Raw genomic sequence first — 21,652 nt, forward strand, 5'->3', positions numbered from 1 at the left:
TAAAACTTTTTATGACTCATCAAACTAAAAAGTTAGGAAATATAAATTTATTTTTATAAAAATGTTCATAAAGTATAAATGTAAGCTACATTTATTTAAATGTAAATATAGTGGAAGAATCATGAGTCAATATAATTTAGCAGAGTTAAAAAAGATTGCAGGTTTTAAAGTGGTGTCACTGGTGGATGTCAATAGCGGAGTCGCCGTTGCATCAGAAAGCGCGACGGATTTTGACATTGTGCTCGCCTCATCAGGCAACGCTAAAATTGTCAAAACAAAGCGCGACGTTGCCAATAGCCTCAACTTAGATGATGAAATCGAAGACATTTTGATCACGCTTGGCAAAGAGTATCATTTAATTCGTTTATTAAAGAAAAACACCAACTATTTTCTTTACTTGGTGTTAGATCGTGCCGAAGCCCATTTAGGTTTGGCAAGACTCGATTTAAAAGCTTTTGAAGCACAGTTGGATTTTTCATAAAATACACAGTTCAATGGCGATCACCCTTTAGATTAGGTGCTTTACATACGATTTAATAATATAATCCTTCTTTAGTTAGAAATTTTGCAGGTCAATAGAGGGCAGTATGGGAAAGAAGCGTTTAACAAAGGGTGTCATCATCGAGGATAAGGACAAAAAAGTGGCAGAAGTCTTATTAGACTTAGACCGCAATGCCTCGGATGATGAATTTATACTGGGATTTAAAAAGAAATTCCCGCAAGATTGGCAAAGGGTCGAAGCCCGTTATGCTGAGTATGAAAGCCTTGTGAAAAAGCGCAACATCCCACCGATGGCGCGCCCCTTTCAATATGTGCTCAATGCCGCTAGAATCATACGTTCGCGCTATCAGCATGGTGAGGATTTGCAAGAGATCCTTAAAAAACTCAATGCGCCAAAGCCTGCCTTCATTGAGGCAGAACCTGCGGATCAAGAGGCACTTTTTAAAAAGCTCAACGATGCCCACAGTTATGAAAAACGCATTGATGCCATAAAAAAACTCGGTAAATATAAGTGCCCAGCAGTGGAAGCGGCGTTTTTAGAGATCATGAAAAGCGATCCCGTCAATGATGTGCGAGAAGCTGCCCATGCGCGCTTAAAAATCTTTGGTTATGACATCAGCAGCCCACGCAAAGCGCCTGCGTATGTGGATAAGGATCTGCATGAAAAACTATTGGAAGTGGCCAATTCATTGCATGAGGATTTTTCTTATGAGCGCTTTGAATCGAAGTTTCGCACCATTTTCCCTTTAGAGTTTGACATGCACAAGTATCAGAAGAAGGGGGAGTTTAAAAACTGGCTCACCGTTCAGATCAGACAACTGCCAAGACATCACGAGTACGAATAAAAAAAGCCCCATTTGGGGCTTTTTCTATGCAACCGTTTAGGCAATTTCAGGATTGCCCACCGGGTGATATGCACGGTTGAAGTACACCAAACCTTGATTGTGTTCACTTTGACCAATGGCAATAATTTGGCAAATGAAGATGGCATGGGTGCCCACTTCTTGAATGTGCTCAATCTCGCAATCAAAGCTCACCAGTGCATCTTCTAGCACCGGTGCGCCGGTTGCTAAGGTTGTCCAATTGCCAAACTCAAAGCGCTCTTCAGGGCCCATTTTTGAGGAAAAAACAGTGGAGATGTGTTGATGATGAGCACTTAACACATTGACCGTCAAAACTTTATTGGCAATGAAGTGTGCATGCGAGCTTGCCGATTTATTCATACAGACCAACAGGGTTGGCGGTGCATCTGTCACGCTACACACAGCCGATGCTGTAAAACCATAACGACCGGATTCACCCACTGTGGTCACCACATTGACCGCACCTGTTAACAAAGACATTGCATTTCTAAAGTCTGTCGCTTCAACCATGACTATTTTCCTAAATTGAGTGGAGCTCTTTGCGGATGATCTCAGCGCCAGCACTCAATGCATGGAGCTTGCCGCGCGCTACATGGCGAGCAAGCGGAGCCATGCCACAGTTTGTGGAAGGATAGAGTTTATCTGCATCTACAAACTGAAGGGCTTTGCGTAAAGTGTCCGCAACTTCTTCTGGGGTTTCAATGACATTTGTGGCCACATCGATGGCGCCCACCATCACTTTTTTGCCGCGAATGAGCTCAAGCAGATCCATCGGCACGCGTGAATTATGGCATTCTAACGAGATGATGTCGATGTTAGATTGCTGCAATTTTGGAAAGGCCTCTTCATATTGGCGCCATTCTGAGCCCAATGTTTTTTTCCAATCGGTATTCGCTTTGATGCCATAGCCGTAGCAAATGTGCACCGCTGTTTCGCATTTTAAGCCTTCAAGGGCGCGTTCTAAAGTGGCGATGCCCCAATCATTAACCTCATCAAAGAAGACATTAAATGCAGGCTCATCAAATTGAATGATGTCAACGCCGGCTGCCTCAAGCTCTTTGGCCTCTTGGTTGAGGATTTTTGCAAATTCCCAAGCCAATTTCTCGCGGCTCTTGTAATGACCATCATACAAGGTATCGATCATGGTCATTGGGCCTGGCAATGCCCATTTGATCGGGCGATCGGTGTGTTGGCGTAAGAATTTGGCATCGTCCACAAACACAGGTTTTTGACGGGACACTTCGCCAACTACGCTCGGCACACTCGCCTCATAGCGATCACGAATTTTAACGGTTTCGCGTTTTTCAAAGTTTACGCCGTTTAAGTGTTCAATGAAGGTGGTCACAAAGTGTTGGCGAGTTTGTTCGCCATCGCTGACAATGTCAATGCCTGCATGGATTTGATCTTGCAAAGCGATCAATAGGGCATCTTCTTTTGCCTCTTTGAGCTGTTCGCCCTCTAATTTCCAAGGAGACCAAAGTTTTTCAGGTTCCGCAAGCCAAGAAGGTTTCGGTAAGCTGCCTGCGGTAGAGGTGGGTAATAATCTTTTCATAATCGTTGTCTATCCATGAGGTGAATTAAAGGTCGTACGTTGCCGCCCATTGTTCAAGAATCTCTTTGTGAGGCAAAATGAAGTGTTCTTCGGTAAATTTTCCCTGTTTAACGGCCAATTCGCTGCGTTCTTTGCGGTCATACACGATTTGCGTGAGGGAGAAATCTTGATTGTTTAAGCTTGGCTGATAGACCGCGCTCGCCGCTGAGTTGGCATTGTAGATCTCAGGACGATAGATTTTTTGGAAACTTTCCATTGTGGCAATGGTGCTGATCAACTCAAGATTGCTGTAATCGCTCAATAAATCGCCACTGAAATAGAAGGCAAGTGGCGCTTTACAGTTGTGCGGCATAAAATAACGCACCTGTAAGCCCATCTTCGCAAAATATTGATCCGTTGAGGAAAACTCATTTTGCACATATTCAACGCCGAGCACAGGGTGCGTATTTGCGGTGCGATGATAAGTTTTACTGCTCGCAACGCTTAAGCAAATCACAGGCGGTTTTTTAAAGTTGTCTTGATATGCCTTTGAATTGACAAAGTATTTAAAGAGTTTGCCATGTAGATCCCCAAAGTTTTCAGGCAAGCTGAATTCAGCCTTGTCTTTATTGTGATCAAGCAGCAACACACTAAAGTCATAATCACGCACATAAGATGAGAAGCTATTGCCCACCATGCCGTCAATGCGTTGATTGGTCACGTGATCTATGATGTTGGTTTTTAAAATCTCGATGATGGGGAAGGTTTCGCCGTTGTTTTCCACATCAATGTCCACGGAGATGATTTCAAGCGCAATGGTGTAGCGGTCACCTTTGGGATTATCCGAATGGGCTAAGTCATTGAAGCGACTGTTCATCATCTGCAATGTTTTGCGCAAGTTCTCTTGGCGGCTCTCGCCTCTTGCTAAGTTCGCAAAGTTTGTGGTCAAACGTGTGCTGTTTGCAGGATGATAATTTTCGTCGAAATCAATGCTTTTGACGGAACATTTAAAATTTGTACTCATAGTGTTCTAGCCCCTAATGCCTAAAGATGAAACTTAAAATTTACTGTTGTATTGATTTATATCTAAATCAATGCATGAAAAAAAATGATTTAATTTCATAGAACGATGAGGAAAATTCATCAATTAAAAGACAGACCTAGATAAAAGGCGCTTTTTGGGCAAAAATGTGTGGTGAGTGTTCGCAATTTTTTATTTTAAATTTATAATCAAAGGGCAGTACTCATTCACAACTAAACAATAAAAGAGTCGAATATGAAAAAATTATTAAAAATGACATCAGTGATGTTGGCAATGTATGGTGCAGCAGTGGCACCGGCTGTCGCAGCGGGCAGTAAAATAGCGGATGTGTTTTCTTATGACATGATTGGTGTGGACATTGCGTATTTAGAAAATTTAATCGGTCCTGCTCGTAAAACAGATCAACACACTCAGACAAAAACGTATCTTGTGGATCATTGTCCATTAGACGTTCAGACGCGCGACGGTGCTGTCGATACCTTAAGTGTGACTATTGGCGGCAAATGCCAATTTGTATTGAATGATATTCTACCCTCGTATGAGAAAATCCCAACGCGTGATGTGGTCTTTGGATTATCAGGTCCTGTGACGTATTATGCCGATTGCTTTGGGATCAATTGCGGCAATGCTTATGATCCTTCTGTGTATGAGTTGTATGAAGGTTCACATGCGGAAAATTGGCGGGAGTTATTGTTAAGTTCTGTCAATGCATCCTATGAAGCTGTGTCACGTTGGTCAAATATTATGGAGGCCAATGAAGGTGTAGATTGGATGATGGACAATCGTTTTAACTGTACACCAAACAAATACCGCGATGTTGCCGAGCAAAGCCTGAAGGGGCAGCCGGTGGATCGCATCATGATTGGTTATAACCTCGAGCAAAAAGCAGACTTAAAATGGGGATGTGAAGAGGCCAATCCCATGAGTAATGCTTCTCCCGTCACTCATTCATCTACACAAACTGAAGCGCCAAATATTCCGTTTCAATTGGTGGCAAATGTGAGGGATGATTATCAATATATAGGTTCAAAAGTGTTAAGTGGGCAATTATTATATGAGCCGAATGACATGGATGGTTATCGCTTTGAATTTCAAGTTGATCCATATGACCAAAGTGTATTGCCTGAGAAAGCCACCATGACAACATATGTACTAGATGGCGTGACGGTTGAAAATGCAGGGCATTATTTTGGCATTAAAACAGATCTGACAGATCCAAAATTTGAATCAAAATTGTGTGCGGTAACAGGGCCAGTCACTTTACAAATCGTGGGCATCACGCTTCCCATTCCGCCTGAAGCCCATTGGTATGCGAATATGAATTTCACGAGAGTTTTATCTTCAGGGCCATTTAGAATGGGCTGTGAAGAGCAATAACTAATCTTGAATCAAGCCCTGAAAAGGGCTTTTTTTATGGGGAATATCTAGAAAATACCAAGTCATACTTTCTTAAAGTTTGTCATGATTTTTTTACCAATATCCACATGATTTTTATGTAAATTTACATGAAAAATGGGTGCATAAAAACGTTGCCAATTTAAAATTTATAGTGCAGAATTAGCGCCCGCTAGTTTCTAGCGGTATTTAAATTATTTTTTTCACGGAGGGCCATTAGATATTACAGCATGAGGTTGTACTATCTGGGCATTGATAACTTAACAATTACTGTTAGATTAAAAGAACAAAGAAAATTGAATCAATTAGATTTATGACCTAGATAAATCTAAGCATAATGTATCATTAGGTGGATAGTTAGAAAATTCAATCCAATGCGTGCTTTTATTTCCACAGTAGAACTTTTTTCAGAGGGTTTGACATGGGAACAACACCATTATCAACATTTGATAATCAATATTACATCGACAGACAATCACACTTCGAGTCCAATGCACGAAGTTATCCTAGAAAATTTCCGATCTCCATCAAAAAAGCACAAGGTGCTTGGCTTGAGGACGTAGAAGGAAAGCGTTATCTAGATTGTTTGGCAGGCGCGGGCACTTTAGCCTTAGGTCACAATCATCCAAGCATTATCCAAGCCATTAAAGACGTTTTAGAGAGCGAGTTGCCATTGCACACGCTTGACTTGACGACGCCTTTAAAAGATCAGTTTTCTGAGACGGTTTTAAGCTTATTGCCAGGCAACAGTGACGATTGGCGTTTACAATTTTGTGGCCCAACGGGTGCAGATGCCAATGAAGCGGCCTTTAAATTGGCAAAAACAGCCACAGGCCGCGCCAGCATCATCAGCTTTACAGGCGGTTATCACGGCATGACCAATGGCACATTGAGTGCTACGGGCAATCTTGATGCCAAAACCCCCATTTCAGGTTTAATGCCTTATGTGCAGTTCATGCCATATCCTTATGCGTATCGTTGTCCACTTGGCATCGGTGGCGAGCAAGGGGAAGTGGCATTGGCAAACCTGTTTGAACGCATGCTCACAGACATCGAAAGCGGGATCACCAAACCTGCTGCGGTGATTTTAGAGGCAATTCAAGGGGAAGGTGGCGTTGTGCCAGCGCCAGCACATTGGTTAAAGCGTGTGCGTGAGGTGACCGAGCGTTTGGGCATCGTGTTGATTTTAGATGAAGTACAAGCAGGCATTGGTCGCAGCGGCGATTTCTTTGCATTCGGTGAATCTGGCATTGTACCGGACATGATCGTCATGTCTAAAGCCATTGGTGGCGGTTTACCGATGGCGGTGGTTGCTTATCGCGCAGAATTGGACGTTTGGAAGCCAGGGGCGCACACGGGCACATTCCGTGGCAATCAATTGGCGATGGCAACAGGTTTGGTGACTTTAGAGATGATCACCAAACAAGGCGTACAAGAGAATGTGCAAAGTGCCGGCAAAGCTTTAAAAGAGGGTTTATTGGCATTGCAAAAAAGCCATCCTTGCATTGGTCAAGTGCGCGGGCGTGGTTTGATGCTCGGGCTTGAAATTGTGGATGCAAACGGTCAAAAAGATCCGTTAGGCAGCTTACCTTATGCACCTGAATTGGCCGTAGCGTTACAGCGTGCATGCTTTAATGCTGGCTTAATTGCAGAGCGTGGCGGCCGTCATGGTTGCGTATTGCGCTTTTTACCGCCATTGACGTTATCTTTAGATGAAGTGGCGTTGATTTTAGAACGTTTAGACATCGCGTTGACGCAAATCTCTCAATAGGATCGGGACATGAACAAAGACATTACCTTAGGCATCACCGAAACTGGTGAGGCAGGGGCAAACACTTATCGCCAATTAATGACAGAAGCGGTGTCCATTGCCGCCGATTGGTTAGAAGATGGCAAAATGTACGATGGCATGCCGATCGAAACGCTGCGCAGTGCGCTCAAAGAGATTGAGCTATTGCCAAACGATGGCATCGGTGATCAGGCTGCGCTGAAAGAGGCGAATCAATACTTCTTGCAGCATGCCTTACAGGTGCACCATCCATTGTGTTCTGCCCATTTGCATTGCCCAACAACGTTGGCATCACAATTGGCAGAGGTGTTGATCAATGTATCGAATCAATCCATGGATTCGTGGGATCAAAGCCCATCTGCGACACTCTTTGAAGAACGCATCATCACAGAATTACGTCGCATCATTGGTTATCCTTCTGGCGATGCAGGTATTTTCACCAGTGGTGGCACACAAAGCAACTTTATGGGCTTATTGTTAGCCCGTGAATATTGCCTGAAAACTTTTCCGCAATATGGCAAAGGCTCATTGGTGGTGATCTGTTCGGCACAGGCGCATTTTTCTGTGCAGCAATCCGTGTTGCTCCTTGGCTTTGAAGAGAGCTGTGTGGTGACTGTGCCATGTGATAATGGCGGGCGCATCATTGTGGAAGCGCTCGCGGACACCTTAGATGATTTAGCCGCACAAGGGCGTAAAGCCTTTGCCATTGTGGCCACTGCAGGCACCACCGACACCGGGGCGATTGATGATCTGACGGGTATTGCAACGCTCGCACAGCAGCACCAAACATGGTTGCATGTTGATGCTGCATGGGGCGGCATCTTGCTCTTTTCTCATCAGTATCGTGACCGTTTATCCGGCATTGAGCACGCAGATTCGATTGCGCTTGATTTTCATAAGCAATTTTTACAAACCATCAGCTGTGGTGCATTTGTCTTAAAAGAGGGTGCAAATTATGAGCTCATTCGCCGCCATGATGATTATCTCAATCCCGTGGAAGATGAGTTAGAAGGTGTGCCAAATTTGGTGAGCAAATCCATTCAAACCACGCGCCGTTTTGATGCCCTCAAACTCTGGATGAGCTTGAGAAGCATCGGGGCTAAGCAATATGGTGACATGGTGGATTATTCTGTGGATTTAGCGCAACAAGTGGCAAAATATGTGGATGAGTCTGAGCATTTTGAGCTCGTCAATTCCACACAGATTGCCAGTGTGCTCTTTAGAATCAAGCCTGAATCATTAGGCGGTAAAGACAGCACAAAAACCCATCGCTACATTGCCCAGCTTCTGTTTGATGAAGGGCATGCCAATCTAGGCATTACGCGCCGCGATGGCATTGTGACGCTAAAAATGACACTCTTAAATCCGCACACGCGCTTTGAGCATGTTAAAGGCTTATTGTCCACGATTGAAAAATTGGTGGGCTGTTAAGTGAAGAAAAACCGCTGATGTCAGCGGTTTTTTTATTTAATACCAGGCATGATGATTTCCTAATTTATTATTGTTGTCATTTATGTTTTATTTATGCGAGCAATGATTCATGAAAATCACCGTTTAAGAAAGTTTGTCATTGATAACATGTTAGAATCATCGGTTTAATATCAAGTCTAATCATTTGTGAATCACTAATTTTTATTAAAAATAAACTGAGAAAATAATTATGAAAAAAGTTATTTATGTATTGTTATTAAGTATATTTTTACAGCCATCGTTTGCAAGAGACAGCGAGCCTAAAATTATTGGTGAATTTTTTTATATTGCTGGGGGAACGGGTGTCTCAGAATATATGGTACCTGTTTCAATAGAGCTCATGACATATCAAAAAGTTCGTTTTGGTTATACTTTAGTTGCTAAAGGAGGTGTTTCAAATCATCCTGGCATTTCATTGGCAGATGATAAAAATGAAAATCAAATATCGATTTATTACATTATGCTGAATTGTGTGAATAAGACATTGGCACATAGGGTTTATCCTTTAGATCAAGAAAATATGGCCAATTGGAAAATTTATAATAATGCAGATGCCTATCATTGGGATGGAACGATTAATAAGGATTATGGCTCCGAATTTGGTTTAGACTTTATAATGCCAGGTTTGATTCCACAAGAAGCCTTCCAAGCGGCTTGTGATTTTGTGAAAACTTTTTAATCATCTGGGTAACTTATTTTTATTCTAATTTAACCCACTGTTTTACTAAAAAATAATCTCTGTTTTTTTGGAGGAAATGTTACGAAATTTGCATAGAAAATGCGCAAAATTTGTAGGATTTTTTTCCATTCGCCCGATCGATGGAAAAATCAGAGTAGACTGTTTGATCATTGATTGCAGTTGAGATGTTTTCTAATTTGTACTGAATTACCCCAACTAGGAAGAAGTTAAACATGAGATTACACAACGTAGAAGATCAGAAGTCTTTAACGCCAGAATTGGCTTTGTCGTTTTTAAAAGAGGGCAACAAGCGCTTCATCGCGAACCTTAAAGCCCACAGTAACTTGTTAGAGCAAGTGAACGAAACAAAAGCTGGGCAATTTCCATTTGCCATCATTTTAAGTTGTATTGATAGCCGCACCTCTGCGGAGTTGATCTTTGACCAAGGGCTTGGCGACATCTTCAGCGCACGCATCGCGGGCAATGTGCTCAATGATGACATCATTGGCTCGATGGAGTTTGCCTGTAAATTGGCGGGTTCAAAATTGATCGTGGTGCTGGGTCATTCCCATTGTGGGGCGATTACGGGCGCTTGTAAGGGGGCTAAATTGGGACATTTGACCGATCTTTTGGCAAAAGTACAGCCTTCGATTGAGCACGTGAAAGTGCATCATGCAGACCTTGACATCACATCAAAAGAAGCCGTGGATAAAGTGGCATTTCATAATGTGGAATACACGATTGATCATATTTTAGAGAAAAGCACCGTGTTAAAAGAGATGTATGACCATGGCGACATTGGCATTGTCGGCGCGTTTTATAAAGTGGAAACGGGTGAAGTGGATTTTGTCAAAGAGATGTTCAATGAGAAAAAATAAGCCCTAATGTGCATCAAAGACCATTTCAAATGTTTGAAATGGTTTTTTTATGTTTATAATACGGAACAACAGCATTCATCTAACAACAACAAAAAGAGACATTATGGCCTTTATCATACCCACCATTAAAAGCTCAGAAGGGTCGATGACCGCGGGGGAAAATCGTTTCGCAAGACGCTTACAAGATAAACTCGATGACGACACAGTGTGTTGGTTCAACATTCCGATTCATGGTTATTATCCTGATTTTGTGCTGTTTCATCCTCAGCGCGGTTTATTGGTGCTGGAAGTCAAAGATTGGAAAATTGATAACATCGAGATTTTTTCACGTTTACATGTGGCGCTGCGCAATGTGCCGGAGGTTTTGAAGGAAAATCCTTTAGAACAAGCAAAACGGAGCAGGCGCGAGATCGTTAAGCAATTAGGGGCAGGTTTTCTAGCACAGCATCGCATCGCCTATGGTGAGGGTGTGGTGCTGACAAACATTACGCGCAAAATGTACCGTGAGGCACGCTTTGATGAAGTGTTGCCAGGGCATTTAGTGATTTGTAGTGATGAGATGTACGAAAGCGTCCCACCCGAGCAATTTTCAGCCCAGCTTTGGGGCATGTTGCCCTTTCAAATGCAGACAACCCTCAATGATGATTTGATTCAGCGCATCCGTGGGACATTGTACCCTGAGATCTGCATTCCCTTAAAACAAGCGGAACTCTTTAGTCATGAGATTGTCGAGGCTCAAGCGCCCGAATCGATGGGCATTTTAAAGGTGATGGATCTTCAGCAAGAGCAACTTGCCCGCAGTCTTGGCATTGGGCACCGCATCATTCATGGTGTGGCAGGCTCTGGTAAAACGGTGATCTTAAAGTATCGCGCTGAGTATTTGGCCAAAAGCGCCACGCAACCCATTCTAGTGGTGTGTTACAACAAATCATTGGCGCAAGATTTAACGCTGTATTTTGAGCATAAAAACCTCAGCGATAAAGTGCATGTCTATAGCTTTCATGCTTGGTGCAGCGCGCAGTTAAAGGCGCATGGTTGTCAAAAGCCCCCAAAGGAAAATAATATTGATCTGTATTGCCAATCATTGGTGACGACGGTGCTGAACCATTTAGAGAATAAAAGCTTGCCAAGGCAGCAATATGCTGCAGTGTTGATTGATGAGGGGCATGACTTTGAAGCCGATTGGTATAAAATCATGGTGCAGATGCTCGATCACACTGAAACATTGCTCATTTTGTATGATGACGCCCAATCCATCTATGGGGTGGATCAGAAGAAGATCAAAACGTTCTCGAGTGTGGGCATCAATGCCAGAGGGCGCACCACGATTTTACGCACCAATTACCGCAATCCTTGTACCGTGCTGGATTTTGCCAAGCGCTTTTCAGACAATTACATTGCCCATGAAGGCGATGAGGATGCCGTGCCATTGTTAGAGCCTAAAAGTGCAGGGCGCATTGGTGTCAAACCATTGGTGATGCGCATTCAAAACAATGATTATCAAAAAGAGGCGCATTACATTGTCGAGGCGATGGTCAATGAACATAAAAATGGTCGTCCGTGGCAGGACATGGCTGTGATCCACCGTTATACTTTTTTCAGTGATGCCATCAGAAAGGTCTGCTATTTTAAAAGTGTACCCATTGCCACAGAGGAAAACAGGATGCAGGGCGTGCGTTTTATCACCATGCATGCGTCAAAAGGGTTAGAGTTCCCATTTGTGTGCATTCCTTCGGTGGGGCGTCCTTATCGATATAATGGTGAATTATCCGATGAGGCAAAATTATTGTACGTGGCCATCACCCGTTCGACGGATAAATTGTTGGTAACGTATCATGATGATTCGATCTTTTGCCCAAAATTGTTAGAGGCGGCTGTCAGCAGTGAATCATAAACCGATGACTGCGTAAAATTTATTCGCTTAAGTTGCTGATTATTTATGCGATTTTTCCCGTTTCATAAAGAAAAAAAATAATATACAGAAGCTTCCTGATGATTCATTCCGGAAGCTTTTTTAAAAGTGGTCATTTTTTCTATTCTCAAAGGCTGATGGTTGCGCATTTTAGGTGTGATAACTCAATGAAATAATCGATAACTGTTTGCCATTCATTTAAGTTTTAAATTGTAATTTTGTCATTTTTATCAGTATAAGAAGAATCCATTCATCGACGGATATTAATGCCATGACAATTGACAAACTTTTAGATGCTTTAACAACGTGTGGTTGGTATGTCTGGGATGATTTTTTATCCTCATCTAGCATTGCTGAGATTAAAGCTGCCATTCCGGAAGATGCTTTGCAAGCAGCGCGCATCGGCCATCAAAGCTCATTACACAACAATACAAATGTGCGCGGCGATTTAACCGTGTGGTTAGATCCTGAGATGGGGGAAGCCATCGAACACTATCTGATGAAAATGGATGCGGTGCGTTTAGCCATGAATGCGGCGCTCTATATGGGATTAAAAGAGTTTGAAACCCATTTTTGTCGCTATCCGAAAGGGGCTTTTTACCAAAAGCACAATGACAATCCTCGCGCCCAAAGTCGCCGCAAAATCACCACAGTGTTGTATCTCAATGAAGATTGGCAAGTGGGCGATGGCGGCGAATTGGTGGTGTATGATCAGCAAGACAATCCGCTGATTACGCTTGAGCCGGTGGCTGGGCGCATGGTGTTTTTCCTATCGGAAGCCTTTCCCCATGAAGTTTTACCCACACAAACCACGCGTGAAAGCATCGCCGGTTGGTTTTTGAATTGATGTATACTAAAGCCTTTCATTCCTGACAATCATTCGGTAAAGAAGGCTCGCAATGACGACAGACGACAATACCCGCACCCCCGACACCGCTAAACCCCGTTCTAAAAAGAGCCAATGGCTCTGGTTGATTGGTTTATGGGTCGGAGGTGCTGTATTTATGTATGGCTTAGCTAAACTCACCAAATTATTAATGCAGGCGGCAGGGCTTGCGCCTTAACTCATACGTGCGCCTGTATTGGCTTTGACGCGAATGGTGCGGTAAAGGGAATCAGCCTCTGCCGTATTGTGTCGCTTTGCGCCCAATTTAGCGCCAATGAAGCCCGCTAAAAATCCAAGGGGAATGGTGATGATGGCGGGTACCGCTAAATCCACTAATGGCGCACCTGTGAAAATGGCGTGCCCAGACTCTGACCAGATGTTTGGTCCCATCGCCCCTAAGATCAAGCAGGACAAGACGCCTGTTGCGATCGCAGCGACCGTGCCTGTTGAGTTAAAGTCCTTCCAATAGATGGTGTATAAAATCACCGGTAAGTTTGCCGATGCGCCAATGCAGAAGGCAAAGGACACCAAGAAAGAGACGTTTAAATTCTGCGCAAAGAGGGCAAGGAAGATGGAGAGAATGGCAATCGCGATGGAACCTAAACGGCCGGCGGCCACTTCTTGTCCTGCGCTGAGTTTGCCATCTTTGATGATCTCTGCATAGATGTCATGAGAAATGGCGGATGCACCCGTCAAAACAAGCCCTGAAACCACCGCTAAAATCGTTGCAAAGGCCACCGCACTGATGAAAGACATCAACACTTCACCGCCCAAATATTTAGCAAGGAGCGGTGCGGCGGTATTGCCCGCTTTGCTTTCGGCTAAAATGCTCTCGATGCCCACAAAGTGCAATGCCCCAAAGCCCAAAAAGATGGTCAAAGAGAAGAAAATGGTGGTGATCCACGTTGCCCATGAGATGGAGGCGCGCGCCGTTTTCGCATCTTTCACCGTGAAAAAGCGCATTAAAATGTGGGGCAATCCCGATGTCCCGAGCACCAGCGCCATCATCATGGAAATCGAGTCAATGGAGCTTGAATACTTCATGCCGGGAATGAGGAAAGATTCGCCATTGTCTTTCGCAATGGTGTCAAACATATGGGTGATGGAGTAGCCAAATTTATGGAACACCAAGCCAGCCAATAAGCCCGTACCAAAGAGCAATAAGACCGCTTTGATGATTTGCACCCATGAGGTTGCTGTCATGCCGCCAAAGAGTACATAGGTTGTCATCATCACGCCCACGATTAATACCGCAATCCAATAATCAATGCCAAATAAAAGCTTGATCAATGCGCCTGCACCCACCAATTGGGCGATCATGTATAAAATCACGATGATGATGGTGCCGCCGGCTGCCACGCCGCGCACGCGTTTTTCATTAAAGCGCGCCGTGAGCATGTCGGCCAATGTGTATTTGCCAAGGTTGCGCATCGGTTCGGCGATCACATAGAGCAATACAAGGTTCGCGACAACATAACCAATCGAGAAGAAAAAGCCATCAAAGCCCGTTAAAGCGATCGCACCAGAGACGCCCAAAAATGCAGCGGCAGAGAGATAATCCCCCGCGATTGCAAAGCCATTTTGCCAGCCGGTTAAGCCACCGCCTGCGGTGTAGAAGTCTTTTGCTGAACTCATGCGCTGCGCGGCGATGTACGTCACCACCAAAGTGAGCCCCACAATGGCTAAAAAGAAGCTGATGGAGATCCAATTCATGGCTGACCTCCTTTCATCTCTTCAAATTTTTGTAAAACAGCCGCAGATTCACGGTCAAATTGACTCGCTTTACGCACATAGAGTGTACACAACACGATCGTCATTAAAAATAGACCGGCAGAATAGAACCAAACCCCAGTAATTGCGCCCACAACTGGGGTTTGCAAAAAGGGTTGAAACGCCAAAATGGGCAACAAAATATAGATGAATAAAAAACTGCCCGTGACAGAGAATAAAAAGATGTTCTTGCGGCGAACAAAGTGATTAAACTCAGGCATCTCCTCGATGGCGATGAACTGCTGGTACGTTAAACCGTCATGCTGTTGATCTGTGCTATCAGACATAGCATCCTCCTCATTGTTATCAATCATTCATTATGTAGTTATCCTGTTATTCAGGTGGTTAGCGCCAGTAATCTTTGGATTTATAGTGATTATTTAAAGGCGGCATTTGTGATGCTGTCTTTAAAATGGAGCTATTTTGTAGTATCTGAGAATATAAAAAATTGTCAAACAATATTTAATGTTCAAATTTAATTTTATTGTGAATGATAATGTGTTTTATTGTCTTTAATGGCTATTTATGTTGTGTTTTAGGTGGTTTTGTTATTTTTTATATTCATAAAATAATGGGTGTTTAAGTGAAATTTATGGTGAAAATAAATCCATTTAAAATGATTTTTGGAAAAATAAAAGGGTGTTTATGGTCAAAAAAGGTTTTTTTTCGACAAAAAACTACAAAATGACAACATAAAAGGCCGGTAATGTTGCCTGCAAGGATCTACGCGACTGCCATGAAATTTGTTACAATCTGCGTAGAACATACTTTCTGGAGGAGAAAGTGGCATTTCATATTATGATTAAATAGGAATTAAGGACGATCTATGTTATCAATTTTTAAAAAAAAGGCAGATAAAGCGCCTGCAGAAACTGTGGCATCTGTCAATTTATTTGATGTATTGGCATTATCGAATCAAGCGACAGATAAAAAATTACAAGAGATTATATTAAAACTTGATGAATGTAGCTCTAATGAACTCAATTATGTGGCATGTGCTTTATTAAAAGCACTTGAATATGACTCACAAATCATAGATGGTGTGCATGATAAAGGCATTGATGTGATTGGTTTTAAAGACAATCATCGCGAAGTGGCGGTACAATGTAAGGCATGGAATCCTAAAAAGGCAACTGAACGGATTAATGTAAAAGATGTTCAAGCATTTAAGGGGTGTGTGCTATCTAGCAATTACCAATATGGTCTATTCATCACAACCCATTATTTTTCTGATCCTGCGCTTAAAGAAGAAGATGATCGTTTAATGTTGATTGATCGCAAGGCGTTATACAGTCTACTCAATCGATATTTTCCAAGCATTATGGCAGATTGTTACTATCGAGAAACTTTGAAAACCTTATCAACATGTCCAAAATGCAATAGCGGAAATCTATTGAAACTCTACGCAAAATCAAAACGTGTTTATTATCACTGGTGTGAAAACTGTGATGAACGCATTTTTAATTTTAAAACTAAAGCCGCAGAATAATGCTTCTATTGTAAGGAGTCATCATGACCCGATTCAATGTTATTTTTCATATCGATGAGTTAGACAAATGGCCACGAGTGATGGCCAATGTGAACAATATGATCAAAGGGCTAGATGAGCCATATGACATCCGCATTATTGCCAATGGTGCGGCTGTTAAAGGGTATTTAGCGGCTGAGTATGCCTCAGCATTTGTAGATCTGACTGCTTTAGGTGTGACACTGAACATCTGCCAAAATTCCATGAATGGCTTTGAGATAAGTCCATCAATGCTGCCAAGCTGCATCACCATTGTGCCTGCTGCGGTAATTACACTAGCACGCTTACAGCATCAAGGATTTGCCTACATTAAGCCATAATTCATCATGGTTACATCTTTGAAATAGAAAATCCCCGAGCATGGCTTGGGGATTTTTTTATGTGCGTTCAAATTATAAATACATACTATACATATATGTTAATAAAAATATTTCTTGCCATCTGTCACAGGGGGTGCTATAAATTTTGAACGATGTGAATCGGCTCAATAAAAATGATGATCAATGAAGGAGGAAAGGATGTTCAGTGGATTATTGGTGGGCGCGTTGTTTGGCTTTATTTTGCAGCGTTCCCGATTTTGTATGACAGGTGGCTTTCGCGACATCTATTTGACGCGCAATCACACATTGCTGTATGCGTTTTTGATCGCGATTTCAGTGCAAGCGGTGGGTGTTTATGCATTGGTGGAAAGTGGGCATTTGTCAATCGCCATTAAAGATGTATCACTCATCAGTGTCATCGGTGGCAGCTTGGTTTTTGGCATTGGCATTGTGTTGGCAGGTGGCTGCGCAACGGGTACATGGTATCGCGCGGCAGAAGGCTTAATTGGCAGTTGGATCGCCTTGATTTTTTATATGTTATCTGCGGCAGTTGTGAAATACGGCGCACTCAAAGAATTTTATGGTGAGGCAAAAGGCATCACGTTGATCAATAACTCAGTGGCAGAAACCTTACATGTACCGCAGTGGGCATTGATTGCAGCATTGGTTGTGGTGACGACAATTTTGGTGGTGCGTCATTTGCGTCGCCCGAAAGTAATCGTGCCAAGTTTACCGGCTCAACGCACCGGCATTGTGCATCTGTTATTTGAAAAACGCTGGCATCCCTTTGTGGCGGGCGCTGTCATTGGTGTGATTGCTTTGATTGCCTGGCCATTGAGCACCGCCTCCGGTAGAAGCGGCGGACTTGGCATTACCACGCCATCTGCAAACATTGTTCGTTTTTTAGTGACGGGGGATGCGAGTGTGATTGATTGGGGCGTCTTTTTGGTGCTCGGTATTTTCATCGGCTCATGGATGGCAGCAAAGGGGAGTCGCGAATTTAAATGGCGTGTGCCCAGTGCCAATATTCTCATCACTAGCTGTTTAGGCGGAATTTTGATGGGCTTTGGTGCAGGATTTGCCGGTGGCTGTACGATTGGCAATGGTTTGACCAACACCTCAATCATGACGTGGCAAGGTTGGTTAGGATTGTTGTTTACTATTTTTGGGGTGTGGATTGCCGCTTACTTTGTGTATGTACGCCCACGCCAAGTGGCGCTTAAAACCGCTGCGGCATGATCAATTGAATGACCATTTAGAAACATTAAGGAGAAATATATGGCAGTGTATGAATTAAAATCCCTCGGTATGGTGTGCCCATTTCCGTTGTTGGAAGCGAAAGATAAAATTAAAACATTATCCGTGGGGGATGAACTTAAAATTGAGTTTGATTGTACGCAAGGCACAGAAGCCATTCCGCGCTGGGCAGCTGAGTCAAATTATACCGTCAAAGATTATGCACAAATTGGCGATGCAGCCTGGACAATCACGGTGGTCAAAACCCATTAAATGAATCTGGCATTAAAAAACTCACGCATCATGATCGGTGCGTGAGTTTTTTTGTATCAACGCTGATTATGCATCAGAGGATTTGGCGTATTTAGCCATTAAAAACATTGAAAGGAGGGAGGCAAAAATGCTTAAACCACCCAAAAAGTACAAACCTGCGGCATAACTGCCGGTGGCATCGCGCACCCAACCAATCACAGATGGACCAATGAATCCACCTAAGTTGCCGATGGAGTTGATCATCGCAATGCCAGTGGCTGCGGCTGCACCCGTTAAAAACATGGAAGGCAATGACCAAAATGGCGCTTTAAAGCCATAAATCCCGATGCCCGCTACAGAAACCGCAATGATCGCCATGGCAACGGCCGTTTGTGCATAGAGATAACCTGCGGTGACCAATCCAACGCCAGTTAATAAAATTGCGAGTAAAAGCAATAAAAATGGCGCTTTAAATTTATCTGTTAAAAAGCCAAAGGCTAAGCTGCCAAGGACGCCCACAAAATATGGGATGGACGTGATCCAGCCAATTTGCATGTTTGTAAAGGTGCCTTGCTCTTTAATGATGCGTGGTAAAAAGCTCGATAAACCAATGTTTGCCGTCACGTTTGAGATGTAAATGATGGCCAAAATCCACACAATCGGATGTTTTAAGGCAAGGGAGAAGTGCGTGCCTGCTTTTTTCGCGATGCTTGCGCTCTCCGCATCTAAAACACCTTGTAGATATGTTTTTTCTTCAGAGGATAACCATTTGGCATCTTTTGGGCGATCGGGCATGGCAAATAAGAAGAGCAAACCCACAAGCACGGTGGGAATCCCTTCGATGATGAATAACCACTGCCAGCCATGTAAACCACCGATGCCATTTAATCCCAATAATGCTGTCGAGAGCGGTGCGCCCACGGCAAGAGAAAGGGGGATCGAGAGCATGAACACAGAAATGATGCGTGCACGGTATTCCTGTGGAAACCAGAAGGTTAAATATAAAATGATGCCAGGGAAAAAGCCTGCTTCAGCCGCGCCTAATAAAAAGCGCATGATTAAAAAGCTCACATCGCCTGCAGCAAATGCCATACAAGCAGAGACTAAGCCCCATGTGATCATGATGCGTGAAATCCAGCGGCGTGCCCCAAATTTCGTGAGTAAAAGGTTGCTTGGCACTTCAAACAAAAAGTAACCGATGAAGAAGATGCCTGTACCATAACCGAATAATTTAGCAGATAAGCCTAAATCTTCCATCATGGTCAGCCCCGCAAAGCTGATATTGACGCGGTCTAAGTAGGCTAAAACATAGGCAAACAATAACACCGGCATTAAGCGGATGAAGGCCTTTTTAATGACCTGTTGTTTAAGTCGATCGTCGTGATGTGATTCCATATTAACTCCTTTTTTAGTTGTGTGTGGCCAGCGACTTTTTTCTGGCCAACGCCGCAGAATATCAGATTGATTTGATCTCGCGCAATATCAGTGTTATGAATGGTCAGATGAATTTAAAAAATGAATCACACAATGACTATTGGAGGAATCATGCGAGCTTTATTAAAAATATTTGGGGTGATGGGATTATTGATGATCCATCATTCAATGGCATGGGCAGACAATGCTGCACCTGTTCAATCGGTGAAGCAGTTTGATGTTGATCGCTATCTTGGCACATGGTATGAAATCGCGCGTTTGCCCAATCGCTTTCAAAAAGCGTGCGTGAAAGGAAATCAAGCCCATTATGAAAAAATTGCGCAAAATATCGGTGTGACCAACCGCTGTCAAATGGATAATGGTGAATGGAAAACCGCAGAAGCAATGGCCTATCCACAAAATGCCATCGGCAGTGAATTAAAGGTGAGCTTTTTACCAAAATACCTGCGCTGGATCCCTTTCACTAAAGGCGATTATTGGGTGATGCGCATTGATGAAGATTATCAAGTGGCGCTTGTGGGCGAGCCATCACGGGAGTTTTTATGGATTTTAGCACGCACGCCCACCATTGATCCTGCGGTGATTGAGGATTACTTAAAAACCGCCACAGAGCAGGGTTATGATGTGCGCACAATGATCATCCACGAATAGGGCGAATTAACCGTGCAATCTGTCACATAAATGCTAGAATTGCCAAGCGCCATACTCATGGCGCTATAGCGTTGCCATTACAAAAATAGATTAAGGTTCCAAGTGAGTTATTTATCCATTGAATTTGCGGCGGCTTTTGTGCCGTTTTTTGTGCTGTACTGGTGTTTGCGCCTTGTACCTGCACTTCAAAATGCCCTGTTATTGATCGTCAGTTATGTATTAATCGCACTCTTTAATGTCGATTTTGCCTTAATTCTTGGGGCATATACGGTGGTGATTTATCTCTTATCTACGGGGATTGCTTACAGCCCGCATCGTAAATTGTGGCTCACGGTTGCCATCATTGCGGCGATTGGTAACCTTGCGGTATTTAAATATTATAATTTCTTCATTGCCGAATTCATGCGCCAGCTTGCAGCATGGAACATTGATCTCTCCATGCCGATTGCCGAGATTTTATTGCCCATTGGCATCTCGTTTTACACCTTTCATTCCATCAGTTATTTGGTGTCTGTGTATCATCAAGAAGAGAAAATGCCCGTCAGCTTTTTTGACTTTGCGCTCTTTTTATCCTTTTTCCCAAGTGTGATCGCAGGCCCGATTAATCGCGCGAAACTGTTTTTACCCCAAATTCAGCAACAAACGCCGCGCACCGTGCTTGAGCCGACGCGCGCAATGATTTTGCTTGTGAGTGCGGTGATTAAAGTCTATTGGCTGAGCGCATTTTTATCCTATGAATATGTCAAACCCATTTTTGATAACCCAAGTGCTTATCACACCTTTGATTTGATTTTGGGCTTATGGGCGTATGCGTTTGAGATCTATTTTAACTTCTCGGGTTATACAGATTTAGTGACAGGCATTGCGCTCCTGTTAGGCTTTCGCTTGCCAAAAAACTTCAATGTGCCGTACATGGCAAATAATTTAAAAGAGTTCTGGCAGCGTTGGCACATCAGTTTATCGACATGGATTCGCGATTACATTTACATTCCATTAGGCGGCAGCCGCGGCGGCTTTACGCGCACACAGATCAATGTATTGATTGCGATGGTGCTCTCTGGCATTTGGCATGGAGAGACGCTCACCTTTTTAATTTGGGGCGTGATTCATGGCGTGGGGACAATTGCCTTAAACATTGGCGATCGCTTTTGGAAAAAAGATGGCATCAGCAGTTTTTCACCCTTTTTGGCGCGCTTTTTGATGTTCAATTACATCTGTTTAGGTTGGCTGTTTTTCAGAAGCGCCACATTGAGCGATGCAGGTGATTATGCATTGGCAATGGTGAGCAATTATGGGGATGTGATGAATCATCTTGAGACCTTGGCCATTTTAGTGGCGGGTGTTGCAGTTTATTACGCGTATCCGTGGCTCTTAAAAGGCATTGCATGGATTGAGAAAATCATTCACATGATCCATTGGACGGTGTTGCCTTTTGTGTTGATTGTGGTGCTCGTACTTGTGATTGAATGGGCGCCTTCTGGCATTCCACAATTCATTTATGCCAGCTTTTAGGAG

22 protein-coding genes are annotated in these 21,652 nt (G+C 43.3%); 16 read left to right on the forward strand and 6 right to left on the reverse strand.

All coding sequences use genetic code 11. The features are described from left to right. The first annotated feature begins 121 nt into the window (after nucleotides 1-121). Both B143_RS0101320 and B143_RS0101325 read left to right on the forward strand, forming a co-directional pair. Complete coding sequence (locus tag B143_RS0101320; protein ID WP_008315114.1) at nucleotides 122-481, forward strand: hypothetical protein; 360 nt, start codon at nucleotides 122-124, stop codon at nucleotides 479-481. A 106-nt stretch (nucleotides 482-587) separates the two neighbouring features. Beyond that, complete coding sequence (locus B143_RS0101325; protein ID WP_018121871.1) at nucleotides 588-1,346, forward strand: HEAT repeat domain-containing protein; 759 nt, start codon at nucleotides 588-590, stop codon at nucleotides 1,344-1,346. A gap of 36 nt (nucleotides 1,347-1,382) precedes the next feature. Here B143_RS0101325 and B143_RS0101330 read toward each other — a convergent pair whose 3' ends face one another. The 3 genes from B143_RS0101330 to B143_RS0101340 are packed head-to-tail and all read right to left on the reverse strand — an operon-like array spanning nucleotide 1,383 to nucleotide 3,919. Then, nucleotides 1,383-1,874, reverse strand: coding sequence for a flavin reductase (locus B143_RS0101330; protein WP_018121872.1), 492 nt, complete (start codon nucleotides 1,872-1,874; stop codon nucleotides 1,383-1,385). 10 nt (nucleotides 1,875-1,884) lie between these two features. Then, nucleotides 1,885-2,916: a methionine synthase gene (locus B143_RS0101335; RefSeq protein ID WP_018121873.1), complete on the reverse strand. Its 1,032-nt coding sequence runs from the start codon at nucleotides 2,914-2,916 to the stop codon at nucleotides 1,885-1,887. A gap of 25 nt (nucleotides 2,917-2,941) precedes the next feature. Then, nucleotides 2,942-3,919 (reverse strand): DUF1852 domain-containing protein, encoded by a 978-nt coding sequence (locus B143_RS0101340; protein WP_018121874.1) that lies wholly within the window; start codon nucleotides 3,917-3,919, stop codon nucleotides 2,942-2,944. A gap of 252 nt (nucleotides 3,920-4,171) precedes the next feature. On the opposite strand from B143_RS0101340, the gene B143_RS0101345 reads away from it, so the two are divergent. From B143_RS0101345 to B143_RS09960, 8 genes are all read left to right on the forward strand, one after another. Then, nucleotides 4,172-5,314: a hypothetical protein gene (locus tag B143_RS0101345; RefSeq protein ID WP_018121875.1), complete on the forward strand. Its 1,143-nt coding sequence runs from the start codon at nucleotides 4,172-4,174 to the stop codon at nucleotides 5,312-5,314. Nucleotides 5,315-5,753: 439 nt separating this feature from the next. Next, on the forward strand, nucleotides 5,754-7,103 hold the full coding sequence (locus tag B143_RS0101350; RefSeq protein ID WP_018121876.1) for a diaminobutyrate--2-oxoglutarate transaminase family protein: 1,350 nt from the start codon (nucleotides 5,754-5,756) through the stop codon (nucleotides 7,101-7,103). 9 nt (nucleotides 7,104-7,112) lie between these two features. Next, a complete protein-coding gene (locus B143_RS0101355) occupies nucleotides 7,113-8,552 on the forward strand; it encodes a pyridoxal phosphate-dependent decarboxylase family protein (RefSeq protein ID WP_018121877.1) in 1,440 nt (479 codons plus the stop codon). 229 nt (nucleotides 8,553-8,781) lie between these two features. Next, a complete protein-coding gene (locus B143_RS0101360; protein WP_155964840.1) occupies nucleotides 8,782-9,270 on the forward strand; it encodes a hypothetical protein in 489 nt (162 codons plus the stop codon). A gap of 233 nt (nucleotides 9,271-9,503) precedes the next feature. After that, nucleotides 9,504-10,148, forward strand: coding sequence for a carbonic anhydrase family protein (locus B143_RS0101365; protein WP_008315094.1), 645 nt, complete (start codon nucleotides 9,504-9,506; stop codon nucleotides 10,146-10,148). A gap of 103 nt (nucleotides 10,149-10,251) precedes the next feature. Then, nucleotides 10,252-12,042: a DEAD/DEAH box helicase gene (locus B143_RS0101370; RefSeq protein ID WP_018121879.1), complete on the forward strand. Its 1,791-nt coding sequence runs from the start codon at nucleotides 10,252-10,254 to the stop codon at nucleotides 12,040-12,042. Nucleotides 12,043-12,331: 289 nt separating this feature from the next. Beyond that, the gene (locus B143_RS0101375) at nucleotides 12,332-12,907 is read left to right on the forward strand and encodes a 2OG-Fe(II) oxygenase (RefSeq protein WP_018121880.1); all 576 of its coding nucleotides are present in this window, start codon (nucleotides 12,332-12,334) and stop codon (nucleotides 12,905-12,907) included. A 52-nt stretch (nucleotides 12,908-12,959) separates the two neighbouring features. Continuing rightward, nucleotides 12,960-13,124 carry a hypothetical protein gene (locus tag B143_RS09960; RefSeq protein WP_008315089.1) on the forward strand — a complete coding sequence of 55 codons (165 nt, stop codon included), beginning with the start codon at nucleotides 12,960-12,962 and terminating at the stop codon, nucleotides 13,122-13,124. Here the strand turns inward: B143_RS09960 and B143_RS0101385 are convergent. Then, nucleotides 13,121-14,659 (reverse strand): solute symporter family protein, encoded by a 1,539-nt coding sequence (locus B143_RS0101385; protein ID WP_018121881.1) that lies wholly within the window; start codon nucleotides 14,657-14,659, stop codon nucleotides 13,121-13,123. The genes B143_RS09960 and B143_RS0101385 overlap by 4 nt on opposite strands. Next, nucleotides 14,656-15,003: a DUF485 domain-containing protein gene (locus tag B143_RS0101390; protein ID WP_018121882.1), complete on the reverse strand. Its 348-nt coding sequence runs from the start codon at nucleotides 15,001-15,003 to the stop codon at nucleotides 14,656-14,658. The genes B143_RS0101385 and B143_RS0101390 overlap by 4 nt, the downstream gene beginning before the upstream one ends. A gap of 539 nt (nucleotides 15,004-15,542) precedes the next feature. Here B143_RS0101390 and B143_RS0101395 point away from each other — a divergent pair. The 4 genes from B143_RS0101395 (at nucleotide 15,543) to B143_RS0101410 (ending at nucleotide 18,073) form a co-directional block, all read left to right on the forward strand. Continuing rightward, entirely contained in the window at nucleotides 15,543-16,205 is a 663-nt protein-coding gene (locus B143_RS0101395; protein WP_018121883.1) for a restriction endonuclease, read from the forward strand. Nucleotides 16,206-16,228: 23 nt separating this feature from the next. Then, a complete protein-coding gene (locus B143_RS0101400; protein WP_018121884.1) occupies nucleotides 16,229-16,564 on the forward strand; it encodes a DsrE family protein in 336 nt (111 codons plus the stop codon). A gap of 198 nt (nucleotides 16,565-16,762) precedes the next feature. After that, nucleotides 16,763-17,803, forward strand: a complete 1,041-nt coding sequence (locus tag B143_RS0101405; RefSeq protein ID WP_018121885.1) for a YeeE/YedE family protein — start codon at nucleotides 16,763-16,765, stop codon at nucleotides 17,801-17,803. 39 nt (nucleotides 17,804-17,842) lie between these two features. Beyond that, nucleotides 17,843-18,073 carry a sulfurtransferase TusA family protein gene (locus B143_RS0101410; protein ID WP_018121886.1) on the forward strand — a complete coding sequence of 77 codons (231 nt, stop codon included), beginning with the start codon at nucleotides 17,843-17,845 and terminating at the stop codon, nucleotides 18,071-18,073. Between the two features lie 66 nt (nucleotides 18,074-18,139). Here the strand turns inward: B143_RS0101410 and B143_RS0101415 are convergent, their stop codons facing one another. Next, nucleotides 18,140-19,447, reverse strand: coding sequence for an MFS transporter (locus B143_RS0101415; protein ID WP_018121887.1), 1,308 nt, complete (start codon nucleotides 19,445-19,447; stop codon nucleotides 18,140-18,142). A 150-nt stretch (nucleotides 19,448-19,597) separates the two neighbouring features. On the opposite strand from B143_RS0101415, the gene B143_RS0101420 reads away from it, so the two are divergent. Both B143_RS0101420 and B143_RS0101425 read left to right on the forward strand, forming a co-directional pair. Next, nucleotides 19,598-20,137: a lipocalin family protein gene (locus B143_RS0101420; protein ID WP_018121888.1), complete on the forward strand. Its 540-nt coding sequence runs from the start codon at nucleotides 19,598-19,600 to the stop codon at nucleotides 20,135-20,137. A gap of 102 nt (nucleotides 20,138-20,239) precedes the next feature. Continuing rightward, the gene (locus B143_RS0101425; RefSeq protein ID WP_018121889.1) at nucleotides 20,240-21,649 is read left to right on the forward strand and encodes an MBOAT family O-acyltransferase; all 1,410 of its coding nucleotides are present in this window, start codon (nucleotides 20,240-20,242) and stop codon (nucleotides 21,647-21,649) included. Nucleotides 21,650-21,652: the final 3 nt, after the last annotated feature.

This window comes from Wohlfahrtiimonas chitiniclastica DSM 18708, from assembly GCF_000375345.1.
GTDB lineage: Bacteria > Pseudomonadota > Gammaproteobacteria > Cardiobacteriales > Wohlfahrtiimonadaceae > Wohlfahrtiimonas > Wohlfahrtiimonas chitiniclastica.

Excerpts from the sequence above, each read along its gene's own strand:
- B143_RS0101355 (WP_018121877.1), top strand. The coding sequence starts at position 7,113 with ATGAACAAAGACATTACCTTAGGCATCACCGAAACTGGTGAGGCAGGG.
- B143_RS0101385 (WP_018121881.1), bottom strand. The coding sequence starts at position 14,659 with ATGAATTGGATCTCCATCAGCTTCTTTTTAGCCATTGTGGGGCTCACT.
- B143_RS0101415 (WP_018121887.1), bottom strand. The coding sequence starts at position 19,447 with ATGGAATCACATCACGACGATCGACTTAAACAACAGGTCATTAAAAAG.
- B143_RS0101340 (WP_018121874.1), bottom strand. The coding sequence starts at position 3,919 with ATGAGTACAAATTTTAAATGTTCCGTCAAAAGCATTGATTTCGACGAA.
- B143_RS0101410 (WP_018121886.1), top strand. The coding sequence starts at position 17,843 with ATGGCAGTGTATGAATTAAAATCCCTCGGTATGGTGTGCCCATTTCCG.
- B143_RS0101400 (WP_018121884.1), top strand. The coding sequence starts at position 16,229 with ATGACCCGATTCAATGTTATTTTTCATATCGATGAGTTAGACAAATGG.
- B143_RS0101320 (WP_008315114.1), top strand. The coding sequence starts at position 122 with ATGAGTCAATATAATTTAGCAGAGTTAAAAAAGATTGCAGGTTTTAAA.
- B143_RS0101360 (WP_155964840.1), top strand. The coding sequence starts at position 8,782 with ATGAAAAAAGTTATTTATGTATTGTTATTAAGTATATTTTTACAGCCA.
- B143_RS0101395 (WP_018121883.1), top strand. The coding sequence starts at position 15,543 with ATGTTATCAATTTTTAAAAAAAAGGCAGATAAAGCGCCTGCAGAAACT.
- B143_RS0101375 (WP_018121880.1), top strand. The coding sequence starts at position 12,332 with ATGACAATTGACAAACTTTTAGATGCTTTAACAACGTGTGGTTGGTAT.
- B143_RS0101370 (WP_018121879.1), top strand. The coding sequence starts at position 10,252 with ATGGCCTTTATCATACCCACCATTAAAAGCTCAGAAGGGTCGATGACC.
- B143_RS0101330 (WP_018121872.1), bottom strand. The coding sequence starts at position 1,874 with ATGGTTGAAGCGACAGACTTTAGAAATGCAATGTCTTTGTTAACAGGT.
- B143_RS09960 (WP_008315089.1), top strand. The coding sequence starts at position 12,960 with ATGACGACAGACGACAATACCCGCACCCCCGACACCGCTAAACCCCGT.
- B143_RS0101405 (WP_018121885.1), top strand. The coding sequence starts at position 16,763 with ATGTTCAGTGGATTATTGGTGGGCGCGTTGTTTGGCTTTATTTTGCAG.
- B143_RS0101335 (WP_018121873.1), bottom strand. The coding sequence starts at position 2,916 with ATGAAAAGATTATTACCCACCTCTACCGCAGGCAGCTTACCGAAACCT.
- B143_RS0101345 (WP_018121875.1), top strand. The coding sequence starts at position 4,172 with ATGAAAAAATTATTAAAAATGACATCAGTGATGTTGGCAATGTATGGT.
- B143_RS0101365 (WP_008315094.1), top strand. The coding sequence starts at position 9,504 with ATGAGATTACACAACGTAGAAGATCAGAAGTCTTTAACGCCAGAATTG.
- B143_RS0101350 (WP_018121876.1), top strand. The coding sequence starts at position 5,754 with ATGGGAACAACACCATTATCAACATTTGATAATCAATATTACATCGAC.
- B143_RS0101420 (WP_018121888.1), top strand. The coding sequence starts at position 19,598 with ATGCGAGCTTTATTAAAAATATTTGGGGTGATGGGATTATTGATGATC.
- B143_RS0101325 (WP_018121871.1), top strand. The coding sequence starts at position 588 with ATGGGAAAGAAGCGTTTAACAAAGGGTGTCATCATCGAGGATAAGGAC.
- B143_RS0101390 (WP_018121882.1), bottom strand. The coding sequence starts at position 15,003 with ATGTCTGATAGCACAGATCAACAGCATGACGGTTTAACGTACCAGCAG.